At 59.1% G+C, this 14536-nt stretch carries 14 protein-coding genes; 5 read left to right on the top strand and 9 right to left on the bottom strand.

The window, feature by feature from the left end:
- Positions 1 to 182: 182 nt before the first annotated feature.
- The 3 genes from ABD903_RS13300 (at position 183) to ABD903_RS13290 (ending at position 5662) form a co-directional block, all read left to right on the top strand.
- Positions 183 to 1616, top strand: coding sequence for a M48 family metalloprotease (locus tag ABD903_RS13300; RefSeq protein WP_345224976.1), 1434 nt, complete (start codon positions 183 to 185; stop codon positions 1614 to 1616).
- Between the two features lie 251 nt (positions 1617 to 1867).
- Positions 1868 to 4621 (top strand): cation-transporting P-type ATPase, encoded by a 2754-nt coding sequence (locus ABD903_RS13295; protein WP_345224974.1) that lies wholly within the window; start codon positions 1868 to 1870, stop codon positions 4619 to 4621.
- Positions 4622 to 4669: 48 nt separating this feature from the next.
- Complete coding sequence (locus ABD903_RS13290; protein WP_345224972.1) at positions 4670 to 5662, top strand: 2-hydroxyacid dehydrogenase; 993 nt, start codon at positions 4670 to 4672, stop codon at positions 5660 to 5662.
- A gap of 117 nt (positions 5663 to 5779) precedes the next feature.
- On the opposite strand, the gene ABD903_RS13285 is transcribed toward ABD903_RS13290, so the two are convergent.
- The 5 genes from ABD903_RS13285 to ABD903_RS13265 form a co-directional block, all read right to left on the bottom strand.
- Complete coding sequence (locus ABD903_RS13285; protein WP_345224971.1) at positions 5780 to 6052, bottom strand: hypothetical protein; 273 nt, start codon at positions 6050 to 6052, stop codon at positions 5780 to 5782.
- Between the two features lie 149 nt (positions 6053 to 6201).
- Positions 6202 to 6756, bottom strand: coding sequence for a hypothetical protein (locus tag ABD903_RS13280; RefSeq protein ID WP_345224969.1), 555 nt, complete (start codon positions 6754 to 6756; stop codon positions 6202 to 6204).
- Positions 6757 to 6893: 137 nt separating this feature from the next.
- Entirely contained in the window at positions 6894 to 7460 is a 567-nt protein-coding gene (locus tag ABD903_RS13275; RefSeq protein WP_345224968.1) for a hypothetical protein, read from the bottom strand.
- Between the two features lie 91 nt (positions 7461 to 7551).
- On the bottom strand, positions 7552 to 8649 hold the full coding sequence (ychF, locus tag ABD903_RS13270) for a redox-regulated ATPase YchF (protein WP_345224965.1): 1098 nt from the start codon (positions 8647 to 8649) through the stop codon (positions 7552 to 7554).
- Between the two features lie 260 nt (positions 8650 to 8909).
- Positions 8910 to 9278 carry a DUF3276 family protein gene (locus tag ABD903_RS13265; RefSeq protein ID WP_345224963.1) on the bottom strand — a complete coding sequence of 123 codons (369 nt, stop codon included), beginning with the start codon at positions 9276 to 9278 and terminating at the stop codon, positions 8910 to 8912.
- Positions 9279 to 9532: 254 nt separating this feature from the next.
- Here ABD903_RS13265 and ABD903_RS13260 point away from each other — a divergent pair, with 254 nt between their 5' ends.
- The gene (locus tag ABD903_RS13260; protein WP_345224962.1) at positions 9533 to 10453 is read left to right on the top strand and encodes a DUF58 domain-containing protein; all 921 of its coding nucleotides are present in this window, start codon (positions 9533 to 9535) and stop codon (positions 10451 to 10453) included.
- A 21-nt stretch (positions 10454 to 10474) separates the two neighbouring features.
- Positions 10475 to 10678 (top strand): hypothetical protein, encoded by a 204-nt coding sequence (locus tag ABD903_RS13255; protein WP_345224961.1) that lies wholly within the window; start codon positions 10475 to 10477, stop codon positions 10676 to 10678.
- A 5-nt stretch (positions 10679 to 10683) separates the two neighbouring features.
- Here ABD903_RS13255 and ABD903_RS13250 read toward each other — a convergent pair whose 3' ends face one another.
- Genes ABD903_RS13250 through ABD903_RS13235 form a run of 4 tightly spaced genes read right to left on the bottom strand, consistent with a single transcriptional unit; the run spans position 10684 to position 14455 of the window.
- Positions 10684 to 11325, bottom strand: a complete 642-nt coding sequence (locus ABD903_RS13250; RefSeq protein WP_345224959.1) for a DNA-3-methyladenine glycosylase family protein — start codon at positions 11323 to 11325, stop codon at positions 10684 to 10686.
- 58 nt (positions 11326 to 11383) lie between these two features.
- Positions 11384 to 12640: a serine hydrolase domain-containing protein gene (locus ABD903_RS13245; protein ID WP_345224958.1), complete on the bottom strand. Its 1257-nt coding sequence runs from the start codon at positions 12638 to 12640 to the stop codon at positions 11384 to 11386.
- Between the two features lie 56 nt (positions 12641 to 12696).
- A complete protein-coding gene (locus ABD903_RS13240) occupies positions 12697 to 13176 on the bottom strand; it encodes a GNAT family N-acetyltransferase (protein ID WP_345224957.1) in 480 nt (159 codons plus the stop codon).
- Between the two features lie 13 nt (positions 13177 to 13189).
- The gene (locus tag ABD903_RS13235) at positions 13190 to 14455 is read right to left on the bottom strand and encodes a cation:proton antiporter (protein ID WP_345224956.1); all 1266 of its coding nucleotides are present in this window, start codon (positions 14453 to 14455) and stop codon (positions 13190 to 13192) included.
- Positions 14456 to 14536: the final 81 nt, after the last annotated feature.

The raw sequence follows: 14536 nt of genomic DNA, 5'->3' as shown, positions 1-14536 counted from the left end.
CTTCCGTTTTTAGGTGGCCGAAGCCATGCGGCACAGCTTTTGGTTATTTATGGTAGCCGCTACGTTTGTGGGCGGCTCCAGGCAGTGTACGGCAGGGGAGCGGGGTTGCGTAACCCTAAGCCCCCCCGCCTGCGTTGCAAGCTCAACGGCCGCGCCCGGCGCGGCACAAATCGTTTTTCGCCATGACTCCTACCTTCCGCCGCAGCCTGCACACCGGTGCCTTGCTGCTGTTTTTGATGCCGCTGGTCAGCTCTACCAGCCCAGCCCTGGAACGCCCCACGAAAGCCGCCGCGCCCGTGCAGGGCGCCCAGCCCGATCCGCAGGTTATTGCCCAATTTGGCTTGCTCGATAACCAGGCCCTGCAGCGCTACATCGACGAAAAAGGCATGCAGATGGGGCGCGTGTCCGACCGCCCCGCCGATGTAAAGGGCTTTACCATCGTCGATTCGCCCATTATCAACGCCTTTGCCACACCCCAGGGCCACGTGTACTTCACGCGCGGCATTATGGCGCACTTTAACAACGAAGCGCAGTTTGCGGGCGTGCTCGGCCACGAAATTGGGCACATTACGGCCCGCCACGGCCAGAAACAGCAGACGCGCTCTACCGTGGCCAACGGGGCGCTGATTCTCGGCTCCATTCTCTCGAAGCGGGTGGCCTCCATTGCCCAACCGGCTTCGCAGGTGGTGGGCCTGGGCTTGCTTAAATACGGCCGCGACGATGAAAACGAGTCGGACAAGCTGGGCGTGAAATACTCCTCGAAGATTGGCTACGACCCGGCTTCTATGGCCGACTTCTTCCTGACGCTGCAGCGCACCGAGCAAAGCAGCGGCGCCGCCACCATTCCCACCTTCCTGTCGTCGCACCCCAACTCCGCCGACCGCTACCAGAACGTGAAGAAGATGGCTGCCGCGGCCGAGCAGCAAGCCGGCCGCCAGTTGGCCGTTAACCGCGACCAATACCTGAAGCTCATCGAGGGCCTGGCCTACGGCGACAACCCGCGCGAAGGCTACGTGGAAGGCGGCGTGTTCTACCATCCCGACCTGAAATTCCGCTTCCCGGTGCCTTCGGGCTGGAAGTCCCAAAATTCGCCTTCGCAGTTCCAGATGGCCGAGCCCAGCGGCAAGGCCGTTATCGTGCTTATTCCGGCCGGCAACGGCACCCTCGACGCGGCCGCCGAGGCGTTGGCCAAGCAGCTGAACCTCCAGTCGCCGCAGGCCAGCCGCACCACCATCAATAGCTTCCCGGCCATTGCCATTCAGGGCGACCAGATGGGCCAGCAAGGCGTAACCGCCCGCACGCTCACTTACCTGATTCAGGACGGCCAAACCATTTACGCCCTGGTGGGCCTCACCGCGCCTTCCACCTTCGATACCTATGCGCCGCAGTTCCAGCGCACGGCCCAGGGCTTTGCCCGCCTCACTGATGCCAGCAAGATCAACCGTCAGCCCGAGCGCATCCGCATCAGAACAGCTAAGGCCGGCCAAACGCTGGCGCAGGCCCTGGCCGCCAACGGGGTACCCTCCAGCCGCCACAACGAAATGGCTATTTTGAACGGCATGAAAACCACCGATAAAATGACGGGTGGCATGCTGTTTAAGGTGGTGGGTAAATAACTACAGGCAAGTTTCGCCTCGAGCCATGCCCGGTTCCCTCGGTAAGAGGGGGCCGGGCATTTTGCATGCAAAGGGGCTTCCTCACTACTGGAAAGCCACAGGAGGAAATAAAACTCCCAGAACCTGACCAACGTCATTTAAGGGGCTGAGCCACATAACCACTTTTGCATTGGGTCCGATTTCAGATGGGCCACTTCAACCGCAAGTAGTCCGAAAGCCCGAGTGCCGTTTTGGCCAAACCCGACGTAGCCATGAGCATGACAGCAGAGAAAACGCCGCGCCACGCACCCACGCGAGCGGGCAAACGGCGCCCTTGGCATAACCTGGAAGCCGAGCAAGTGCTGGCCCAGCTGCGGGTGTCGATGGAAAACGGCTTGAGCAGTGCCGAGGTAGCGCAACGCCGCGCCGAGCATGGCCTCAATACCATGACCGTGAGCAAGCAGCAGAGTGCCCTGCTGCGTTTTCTGCTGCAGTTTCACCAGCCGCTCATCTACATCCTGCTTGCTGCCACGGTGGTTACCTTGTTCCTGCGCGAGTTCACCGACGCGGTGGTCATTTTCGCGGTGGTGTTCGTAAACGCCGTCATCGGGTACGTGCAGGAGTCGAAGGCGCTGGAAGCCATTGATGCGCTGGCGCGGAGCATGACGGCCAAAGCGCTGGTGATTCGCGACGGGCGGCGTCAGAACATTCACGCCCAGGAGCTGGTGCCCGGCGACATTGTGCTGGTACAGTCGGGCGACAAGTTTCCCGCCGACGTGCGCCTGGTGCAGGAACGCGACCTGAAGGCCGACGAATCGGCGCTGACGGGGGAATCGGTGGCGGTGGAAAAAAGCCTGGCACCCGTGGCACCCGACAGCATGCTGGGCGACCGGCTGTGCATGGGCTTTGCGTCTACGGTGGTCACCTACGGGCAGGCCAAAGGCGTGGTAGTAGCCACCGGCGACCATACCGAAGTGGGCCAGATTCAGCAGTCTATTGCCGGAGCGCAGAGCCTGGAAACGCCGCTCACCCGCAAAATTCGGGAGTTCAGTCACCTGCTGCTGTGGGTGATTCTGGCGTTGTCGGCGGCGGTGTTTGGGGTGGGCTTGCTGCGCGGTGAGGATGCCGGTGAAACCTTTATGGTGGCCGTGGCGCTGGCTGTGGGCGCTATTCCCGAAGGCCTGCCGGTGGCCGTAACCATTATGCTGGCCCTGGGCGTGTCGAAAATGGCCGCGCGGCAGGCCATTATTCGCAGGCTGGTGGCTGTGGAAACCCTGGGCAGCACCAACGTCATTTGCTCCGATAAAACCGGCACGCTCACCGAAAACCAAATGACGGTGCAGCGACTGGTAACCGGCAATCAACTCTACCAGGTTACCGGCCTTGGCTACCGACCCGAGGGCGAAATTCAAGCCGGCAATCAGCCCGTAGCCTTGGCCTCAAACCAAGCCTTAAAGCTGTGCCTGCAGGCCGGCTTGCTGTGTAACGACAGCGCCCTGGTGGAGAAAGAAGGCAAGTGGACCATTGAGGGCGACCCTACCGAGGGCGCGCTGGAAGTGGTGGCGCAAAAAGTGGGTTTCCAGCGCACCCAGCTGGAGCAGGAGCAACCCCGCCTCGACGCAATTCCCTTCGAATCGGAATACCAATACATGGCCACGCTGCACGGCGGCTCCCGCCGCGTTATGTACCTGAAAGGCTCGGTGGAAGCTGTGCTGGAACGCTGCACCGGCGCCATGCTGGCCGATGGCAGCGCGGGCGAGCTGAACCGCGAAGCCATTAACGAGCACGTGGCGCGCATGGCCGGCGACGGGCTGCGCGTGCTGGCCTTCGCCACGGCCCCGGCCGCCGAACACCAAACCCACATCGACCACAGCCACACCGCCACGAATTTCGTTTTTCTGGGGCTGCAGGGCATGATTGACCCGCCGCGGCGGGAGGCGGTGGAGGCCGTGAAACTGTGTCAGCAGGCCGGCATCGAGGTGAAAATGATAACCGGCGACCATGCCATTACCGCCGCGGCCATTGCCACCCAAATCGGGCTGAAGGGCCGGCACCAGCACGGCAAGCTGGTGGCCGTAACGGGTAAGCAGCTGCAGCAAATGCCGGAGCCGGAGCTGCAGGACGTGGCGGAACGGGTGTCGGTGTTTGCGCGCGTGTCGCCCGAGCAGAAGCTGCGGCTGGTGAAAGCCCTGCAGGCCCGCGGCAAAGTGGTGGCCATGACCGGCGACGGCGTAAACGACGGCCCGGCCCTGAAACAGGCCAACATTGGCATTGCCATGGGCATTACCGGCACCGACGTGGCCAAGGACGCCGCCGATATGATTCTGACCGACGACAACTTTTCGTCTATCGAGGGCGCCGTGGAGGAAGGCCGCGGCGTGTTCGACAACCTTACCAAGTTTATCGTCTGGACGCTGCCCACCAACCTCGGCGAAGGCCTGACCATTCTGGCGGCCATCGTGTTCGGGAGTCAGCTGCCCGTGCAGCCGGTACAAATCCTGTGGATTAACATGACCACGGCCGTGCTGCTGGGTCTCACCCTGGCCTTCGAGCCCAAGGAGCCGAACATTATGGAGCGGCCGCCGCGGCCGGCGTCGGAGCCCATTCTCAACCGCGAGCTAATTATGCGCACCTTGCTGGTGGGCGCCCTCATGCTGCTGGCCGCTTTCGGGTTGTATCTCTACGAAATGCAGCACGGCGCTACCACCGCGCAGGCCCAAACCGTGGCCGCCACGGCGCTGGTGGTGCTGGAAGCAGGCTACTTGCTTAACTGCCGCTCCTTGGTACGACCCATGCGCGACATCGGCTTTTTCACCAATCCGTGGGTGTTTTACGGTATCGGGGCCATGTTTCTCTGCCAGGCCGCTTTCATTTACACGCCGCTGCTAAACCGTTTGTTTGGTACCAGTCCGCTCGATGGTGGGCAGCTGCTGCGCATTTTCGGCGCCGCCGTGGTGCTGGTGCTCATTATAACCGTGGAAAAGCACCTGCGCATGCGTAACCCACAAAACGCCCAGCCCGCTTAAGCAACTATTGCGAAAAAATTTCACGCCTTACCGGCTTCGCCCTTCTCCATGAACGTCACCTTCTTCAACGCCAAGCCCTACGATAAACAGTTCTTCGAAGCCGCCAATCCGGAGTTCGGGCACCAGCTTAAGTTTCTGGAAGTGCCGCTCAACGAGCACACCGCTGTGCTGGCCAAGGATGCCGAGGCCGTATGCGCCTTTGTGAACGACCACGCCGATGCCGCCGTGCTGCGCCTGCTGGCCGAAGGCGGCACCCGCCTCATTGCCATGCGCTGCGCCGGCTACAACAACGTAGACCTGAAAGCCGCTGCCGAGTTGGGCCTGAAAGTGGTGCGCGTTCCGGCCTACTCGCCCCACGCCGTGGCCGAGCACGCCCTGGCCCTCATTCTCACCCTCAACCGCAAAACCCACCGCGCCTACAACCGCGTGCGCGAGGGCAACTTCGCCCTCACCGGCCTCATGGGCTTCGATTTGCACGGCCGCACCGTGGGGCTAATTGGGCTGGGTAAAATTGGGCTGGTAACGGCGCGCATCCTCAAGGGCTTTGGCTGCCGGGTGCTGGGCTTCGACATTCAGCACGAGGCGGAAGCCGACGAAATCGGCGTGGAATTCACCGACCTCGATACGCTGTTCGCCCAGTCCGACATTATTTCCCTGCACTGCCCGCTCACGCCACACACCTTCCACCTGATCAACGACGAGGCCATTGCCAAGATGAAGGACGGCGTGATGCTCATCAACACCAGCCGCGGGGCCATCATCGACACCAAGGCCGTGATTAAGGGCCTGAAGTGCGAGAAGATCAAGTATTTGGGGCTCGACGTGTACGAGGAAGAAGGCGACCTGTTTTTTGAGGACATGTCGGCTAAAGTCATTCAGGACGACGTGTTTATGCGCCTGCTCTCGTTCAACAACGTGCTCATCACAGGCCACCAGGCCTTCCTAACCTCCGATGCCCTGCAGAACATTGCCCACATCACCCTGCAAAACATCAGCGACTTTGAGCACGGACAGGCCCTCACGAACCAAGTGTTACCGTAGCAACCCGTCCGAGCTGCTGTGCTGGTTTATTTAGCTATTGACCCCGCCAAAGCGCGTCTCAATAGCCGATACCGGCACCCAAGGGCAGGCCCCGCCAGCAAAAAAGCGCGGCCTGAGCTAGTTCAGCCAAACCTCTTCTACCACCTCGAAACGGTGCGGCGCAAAGGCATTGAAATAGGGCGCGTTGGCTTCAAACCCCAATACGTGAACCAGCGGCAAGCCTTCCAAACGGCTGTCAACGAAACGAACCGGGTAAACCTGGCCTTCCTCGGGCCAGTCGCCCACGTGGTTGGCCGGGCGTTGGCCGGCGTCTACGCAGCGGGCGTAATGCAACACCGGAAGCGAGGCGGTGGCTTCGGCGCAGGTCAGGTTGGTTACTTCTTGGCTCATACAGGCAAGTTAACACGAGGGACCGGTATTGGTTCCGGGGATTTGTAAGAAAGCAGTGGGGTGTGGCAGGGCAGAAAGTTGTTTGGTCTCCCGAACCATTCGTCGCTTTAAGCAACGACCGAAATAGGTTGAGAACAGACAAACAAGTACTACCAGACGAAGCGCGTACCGATGCTTAGCTGCGTAATCAGCTCGGTATAGGAACCTTGCGCCGTGCGCTCTTGGTAAGGTCCCGTGGCGTTTAACTCGGCCGTGAGGTGGTGCTGACCAACTGGAAAAGCATACCCAAACCGAATGGCGGGCAGCACGTTCCGGCGGATGGTATGCCAGCCACTGGTCCAGTCACTTTCAAATTTGTCTTCCCAACGCTGAGCGGCTATTCCCGCACCCACAAAGAGGCCGCGCTCTGGTTTCTGGCCCAAATGGACCTGCGCTAAAACGGCACCCGTCAGGCAGTCGAAGCGTCCTTTTTCAAACCCGTTGTTGGCTTCGGTCCGATCAATGCGTCGGCGGAAATAGTGGATGTAGGTAGTAAGGCCGAAGGAATGGTTGATGCGGTAATCGGCCCCTATCTGCCCGGATGGTCCCAGGTAATACATTTGGGCGTCGCCGCTGGCGTGCAGGCCTGCGTAGGGGCGTAGCTTGTGCTGGGCGCTGGCCGTTACCGGAAGCAGGAAAACGCTAAGCAGCAGAAGCCTTTTCATAGGGTGGGTTTAGAATAGGAGGCTACCGCAAGGTCAGTTGGTTGCACTAAGTGCGGTGTATTATCGAGCGAATCAGTCCTCCGCCAACATTATCAAAAACGCGCCGCCCGAATCCGACCGGGGCGCGGAGTTGCTGATTAAGGATGAAGTCTGTCGAGCTTCAGAATCTCGATAAAGTGCGAAACCTCTTGCTCATCGAACAAAATCCATACATCGTCGCCAATTGGCAGACGCGGTATGAAGTTTTCTTCAGCATACCAATTAGCCACACCTATTCGATGATCAGCAAAGTGGAGTATCACCAAATGGGGCTCATTATAATAGGTTTCTTCCTTTCTGCTATCAGCTCCTGCTTCTATAACCGTCTCTTTATCATAGCCGTACACCTCGAAATCGGCCAATGGCTTGCCTTTGCATTGTTGCCAGTAGGCGGAAGCCGGTGCATAACGCTCAGAGCGAATGCAGAAGGACTCATGTGATACGCTTAGGCTATACTGCATCCACCCAGGAATGGTCGCCCAACTGATGTACACCACAGCTTCTCCTTCAAATACGAGTTCTAATTGCTGTAAAATGATATCGATGTGGCCGTTGGTAGTGAGGTCAGCCCCCGGAAAAACATCGTGGTAAAATACGGCTTCCAGCATGCGGCCCACGACATTGTTTAGCGGCTGAATAATGTGTTGTTGCAGAAGTTCTTTCATGGCTTGTCACTAAACCGAAACGCCCCGACCGAATACCGGCCGGGGCGTTGAAATTAGGCTCTAGCGTCAATAACGCTATGAAGATGCGGAATTAAACGTTGAAGCGGAAGTGCATAATGTCGCCGTCCTGCACCACATAATCCTTGCCTTCCACGGCCATTTTACCGGCTTCTTTGATCTTTACTTCGGTCTTGTACTCCTGGTAATCGGCCAGCTTAATGACCTCGGCACGGATGAAGCCTTTCTCGAAATCGGAGTGGATAACGCCGGCGGCCGCGGGAGCTTTGTCGCCTTTGTGAATGGTCCAGGCACGCACTTCCTGCACGCCAGCCGTGAAGTAGGTAATCAGGTTCAGCAGCGAGTACGAAGCGCGAATGAGGCGGTTCAGGCCCGACTCCGTAAGGCCGTATTCGCCCAGGAATAGCTCCTTTTCCTCGGGGTCTTCCATTTCGGCAATCTGCGACTCAATGGCAGCCGACACCATTACCACTTCGGCACCTTCCTGGGCCACGTGGGCCTGCAGCGCGGCCACGTGGGCGTTGCCGTTTGTAATGCTGGCCTCGTCTACGTTGGCCACGTAAATCACCGGCTTAATGGTGAGCAGCTGCAGGTCTTCCACTGCTTCCAGTTCTTCCTCGTTGGCCTGCAAGGAGCGGGCGTTCTGGCCGCCTTCCAGGTGTTCCTTGAAGCGTTGCAAGGCCGCTACTTCTTTCTTGGCTTTGGCGTCGCCGCCTTTGGCCGAGCGTTCCGATTTCTGCAGCTTCTTATCAACGCTTTCGAGGTCCTTGATCTGCAACTCGGTGTCGATTACGTCCTTGTCGAACACGGGGTCGACGCCGCCGGCTACGTGCACAATATTGGGGTCGTCGAAGCAGCGTACCACGTGAATGATGGCGTCTACCTCGCGGATGTTGGCCAGGAATTTATTGCCCAAACCTTCGCCCTTGGAAGCACCTTTCACCAGGCCCGCAATGTCCACGAACTCGATGATAGTAGGCAGTACGCGCTTGGGGTTTACCAGCTTCTCCAGAATCTGAAGCCGCTCGTCGGGCACGGTAATCACGCCCACATTCGGCTCGATGGTGCAGAAAGGGTAGTTGGCCGATTCGGCCTTGGCGTTTGACAGCGCGTTGAACAGGGTGGATTTGCCCACGTTAGGCAAGCCGACGATACCGCAGCGAAGACCCATAGGTATTGGAATTCTGAATGTTGAATGCGAAGGGAAGAATGCAGGCTAGGCCCAATTCGGGGGCAAAGGTACGAAGCCCGACCGGTGGTTGAACGCCCCGCCGGAACAAAGCTCCCCGCTTCCGGTGCGTATGAAGCCATGGCTCCTTCGCTTTTAGGAGTAGAGAAGCTGCCGTTCTCAAGGCTGCTAAATACAACAACGCGCTGCTTGCGGGCCGAAACCAGCAAAGCAGCGCGTTGCGTGAGAAAGATTGGGCCGGCTTAGTAAGTGCCGGCGCCGCTGTCGGCTACGTTGCCGTTGAACTCGGGGCCGTCGTAGCGGTTGGGGTCGTTAAACTCGGGGCGGGGGCGGTCCAGCTCGGCTACTTCATCGGGGGAGAGCAGCTCTTCACGCACGTATCCAATGGCATCCTGCAGGGCCTCAGCAAACTTCAGGAAATCCTCTTTGTAGAGGAAGATTTTGTGCTTCTCGTAGGAGAAGGTATCGTCGTCGCGCAGGCGGCGCTTGCTCTCCGTGATGGTCAGGTAGTAGTCCTGGCCACGGGTGGCTTTCACGTCGAAAAAATAGGTGCGCTTACCGGCTTTGATGCGCTGTGAATAAATTTCTTCCTGTTCGTAGCGGTCTTCCACGGGGCCAACGGGTAAAAGTGTTTGAATGGGGGTGATTGGGTTATTCTGAGACGATTGAAAATCTCCGGCTAAAACTACCTTTTTGCCTTGGGAGATAAAAATTTGCTGCCAACAAATTGAGTAAACCCAAGGTTAAACCGGCTGGAAAGCCAGCAAACATGGTACAATTCCGCCTTTTGGGCGGTTTATGGCACGGCCGCCGCAACGGCCGCGTTACCTTCGCAGTCATTCCCCGCATACCTGCCTTCGCTGCTATGGCCCAACCACTCGACCTCGCTGCCGTCCGCTCCTTCGAAAACCTGGAATTCCTGGCCCGGCAGCTTGTCGATGGGTTTATCACCGGCTTGCACCAGTCGCCGTACCACGGCTTTTCGGTGGAATTCTCGGAGCACCGCCTCTACAACCCCGGCGAAAGCACGCGCCACCTCGACTGGAAGGTGTTTGCCCGCACCGATAAGCTGTTTGTGAAGCGCTACGAGGAGGAAACTAATCTGCGCTGCCATATGCTGCTCGACGTGTCGCCGTCGATGTTTTACCCGCGCCCCAGCCACGACAAGCTGCACTTCTCCGTGCTGTGCGCCGCCGCCCTGGCCACGCTGCTGCAGCGCCAGCGCGACGCCGTGGGGCTCGTGACTTTCGCCGACAAAGTAGAGCTGCAAACGCCCGTGCGCTCCACCGGCACCCACCGGCACACGCTTCTGCTGCAACTTCAGCAGCTCATGGAACGCCCCGCGCCCACCGAACGCGGCGGCACCGATACGGCCGGTGTGATTCACCAAATAGCGCAACAAATACCCAAACGCTCGTTGGTGGTCATTTTCTCCGACATGCTTGGGCGTACTCAGGCAGACCAAACCGAGATGCTGGCGGCCCTCCAGCACCTGCGCCACCAGCACCACGAGGTGCTGCTGTTTCACGTAATGGACCGCGCCACCGAGCAGGAGTTTGAGTTTGCCGAGCGCCCCTACGTGTTCGAAGACGTGGAAACCGGCGAGCAGGTAAAGCTCAGTCCTTCGCAGGTACAGGAGCAATACCGCAAAGCCATGCAGGATTACACCCACGAACTGTCCCTGCGCTGCGGCCAGTACAAAATTGATTTCGTGCCCGTTGACATCCGCGAACCATTCGATAAGGTGCTATACGCCTATTTGGTGAAGCGCGGAAAAGTAAAGTAACGAGCCGCTTTTGCCACCCCTATGTCGCTTATCACCCTCCTGATCATCTGCTTTTTCCTGACGGTATTAAGCGCGCTGCTCACCACTTACATTGCCCAGGGCAAACCATTCTGGCGCTGGTTCATCATCGGTATGCTGCTGCCGTACGTCTCCATTTTCGTGGCCATGATTGTGGTGTACCGCGAGCATAAAGCAGCAGAAAGCCGGGGCGAAACGCTGGAATAGGAAAGCTAAGAACCGGGCGCGTTGTCCAACGACTGCCATAAATACTTACACGCCACGGTGCGGTACGGCCGCCAGGGCTCGGCAATTTCAATCATGCGCTTGAGCAGGGCGCGTCCGGTTTCGGCCAGGTCGTAATGCTTGCGCATGGCGTTTTGAATGCCCAGGTCGCCTTCAGCAAATACATCGGGCTGGTCGAGGGCAAACATCTGCAGCATTTGGGCGGTCCAGCGGCCCACGCCTTTGATTTGGGTAAGGTGAAGAGTAAACGCATCCTCGTGCAGCTGGCTTAAGTGGGCGTGGTCGAGCTGGCCGGCCAGGTTAAACTCGGCAATGGCACGCAGGTAGCCGGCTTTCTGCCGGGAAATGCCGGCGGCCCGCAGCTCATCGTCGGTTAGCTGCACCAGCACGTTGGGCTCGGGGTAACCGTCGGGCTTGAACAGGGCTTCCACTTTGCGCCAAATGGCAGCAGCGGCTTTCGTGGAAATCTGCTGGCTAACCACAGCCTTGAGCAAGGCCAGATACAAGTCTTCGTGGGCTGAGGGGCTAATGGGCTTGCCCTGCGCTATGATGCGGGCCAGCACCGGATCGGCCTGGCGCAGATGGTCCAGAGCGGCAGACGAAACAGAAGAATCAGATGGTTCGGCCATGAATAGTTACTGTATACGATGCTGTTTCGGTCTTGATCTGTAAAGCCGAAAGTCAGAGTTATTTCGCCTGAAGGCTTTTCAATACCCGCCCTATTAAGCCATCCAAGGCGTTGTTTTCAATCCACCGGGCCACAATAATCAGGTCGTTTTCGGGGTCTACGTACACCATGTTCGTGCCGGCTCCGATGTGGGCAAAAGCCGTGGCCGGGGCGCTAGGGTACAGTTTACGGTCGGTGTTCAAGAAGTAATTCATGAAGCCGTAGGTGGGCTGTGCGGGAGTGGGCGTGCGCGCTAGCCGTAGCCAGTCGGGCGCGAGCAGGCTACGGCCGTTCCAGGAGCCGTTGCGCAGCGTCAGCAGTCCAAACCGGGCTTGGTCCCAGGCCGAAATAAAGAGCCCACCGCCCCAGTGCGAGCCGCCGCTCACGGCCTGCATGGGCACGCCGTCCATAATTACCCAGGAGTTTTCGTAACCCGTCCAGCGCCAGCTGCTGGAAGCACCGATGGGGTCCATGATGCGTTCTTTAAGCACCTGTGGCAAGGGGAGGCGCCACAGGTTCATGGTAGCCAGGGCCAGCACGTTCACGCGGGTATCGTTGTACTTGTACACCGAGCCGGGTGCGTTGCGCGGCCGCGTGCGCCATTCTTCGGGCTTGCCTTGGGGGCGGTCGGCCCAGTCGGGTTTGCCCCACAGCGTGCCTTCCCAGTCGGAGGTTTGGCGCAGCAAATGGTCCCAGCTAATCTGGCGGTTGTGCTCGGTGGCGAAGAGGTCAATTACATCGGTCTGACCCAGTTCATCGGCTTTGTCGACCGACTGGTTCCAAGGGGCAAAGGGAATAATGGGCGCCATGTACGGCGCCACTTTATCGTCGATGCTCTTAATGAGGCCGTCCTGCTGGGCCAGCCCAACCATCGTCGACAGAAAGCTTTTGGCCACGCTAAACGTAAGGTCCACACGTTCCGGCGTGCCCCACTGAGCCACCACGTAGCCGTTCCGGATGACTAGGCCGGAGGGAGTCCCGCGTTCCTTCATTGGCCCAATGGGGTAGCCAAACGGTTCCCGGCCGAAGGCACTTTCGTAGTGCGCATCGCGCAGGTCGCGTGGGGCCTTGGTTTCGTTGGCTACGGCAAATTGCACGGCTTCCTGCAGCAGCGCGGCGTTCATGCCTACTTGCTCGGGGCGGCGCTGTTCCCAGGTACCGGGCGGCGGGAAATACTGGTTTTTAGGCGACTTTTTCTGCCCGGAAGCGGGCGAAAAGAACAGGCAGCTGATGATGCAAAGGCTAAAACACAGCCGTTGCCCGACGAGAATATGCATACCGACGAAGGTAAGCGGCGGCGCAACCAAAAGCCACTGTTTAGCGCCGCTGCGGCTTACAGGTTTACGTCGGCGTCGAGCAGCATGTGGCAATGGTCGAGGCCGGGCGCCCATTTGTCCTTTTCTACCAATAGGGTACGAAAACCGAGCTTTTCGTAAAAGCCGGCCGTGAGTTGCGCCGTGTGAATTTCTATTGCTTTGCCGGGGTATGCGCGTCGGCACTCGTTCAGCCGAAACACGGTAAAATCGCGGCCCAGGCCCTGCCCATGCAGCTTTCGGTCTACCATGCCCCAGGTTAGCACGGCGTACGGGTTATTAAGGGCATAGCCACCGGCGGCTACCAGGCGCCCGGTTTCGGAGTGACCTGCGGCAATTTCGGCCACGAAGTAGCGGAGCGGCTGCGCTATAAAATCACGTAGCTCTTGTTCTTCCTCAGGAATAAAATACGGGTCGAGGTTGCTGCGAAAAAGCTGTACCACGGCTTCGGTGTCGCGGTCGGCCTCAAAAGGCCGGAAAAGAAGCGGGAGGGAAGCCATACTTGCCAAAAGGTTAGTGGGGAGCAGGTGCGGCGTTCGGGTTACCGAGGCCCAAGCGCTGTACCAGCGGACCAATAGTCAGGCCCTGCACCAAAATACTGAACACCACCACAATGTAGGTGACGGCCACAAGTATGTCGCGCGCCGGGCTGGGCGGCAGCGACAACGCCAAAGCCACCGAAATGCCGCCGCGCAGGCCGCCCCAGGTTAGCACAGGCAGGCTGCGGTTGGTGAAGTCAGCCCACTGCCGCAGCACCAGCGTGGGCACGGTTACCGCAACCAGCCGGGCCAGCAGCACCACCACAATGGCAATGATGCCGGCCACGAAATATTGTTTTTCAAACTGTACCACCAACATTTCCAGGCCGATGAGCACGAACAACACGGCGTTCAGAATTTCATCGAGCAGTTCCCAGAACTTGTCCACGTATTCCCGGGTCGTGTCCGACATGCCCAGGGTGCGGCCGTTGTTGCCCACAATAAGGCCCGCCACCACCATGGCCAGCGGCGCCGAGGTGTGCAGATTAGTTGCCAGGGCCGTACCGCCCGTTACCAGAGCCAGGGTAATGAGCACCTCCACCTTGTAGTGGTCGATGGTGCGCAACAGCCACGAGGTGCCATAGCCCAGCGCTATGCCCAAAGCCACGCCGCCAAGGGCCTCGTGGGCGAACAGGATAGCCAACTGGCCGGCATCGGGCGAGGTGTCGCCGGCGGTAATGAGTTGCAGAATAGCCACGAACACGACCACGCCCACGCCGTCGTTGAACAGCGACTCGCCCACGATTTTCGTTTCAAGGTCTTTGGGAATTCCTGCCTGAGTGAGAATTCCGAGCACGGCAATGGGGTCGGTGGGGGAGATGAGCGCCCCAAACAGCAAGCAGTACAGCAAAGGCAGGGGCAGGCCCAGCAACGGCAGCACAAAAAACATGGTCAGGCCCACTACCGCCGTAGAAATGAGCGTGCCGAATACGGCCAACGAGCCCACTTGGCGCCGGAGCTGCCCCAGCTGCCCGGCATCGACGTGAATGGCCCCCGCAAAAAGCAGAAAGCTCAGCATCACCTGCATGAGCACGTCGTGAAAATCGATCTGCTTTACGGCCGTTACAATTTGCAGCACCCCGCCCACCTCCAGGCGGCCCAGGCCCACCAAAATAAGCGAGGAAAGCAAGGCCAATACCATCAGGCCGATGGTGGAGGGCAGGCGCAGAATCCGGTGGTTGAGGTATCCAAATACCGCCGCAGCTACCAGCAGTAGGGCAAAAACATCGTATAGGGGCATACTCTTTTCCGGTTCACGGACGAAAATTGTCACTTTTACGTCGTATTTGCCCGTCGCAGTCGGTGCTGCGCGCACCCTTTT

This window comes from Hymenobacter koreensis (genome assembly GCF_039541855.1).
GTDB lineage: Bacteria > Bacteroidota > Bacteroidia > Cytophagales > Hymenobacteraceae > Solirubrum > Solirubrum koreensis.
This window is presented reverse-complemented; position numbering and strand designations above follow the sequence as displayed.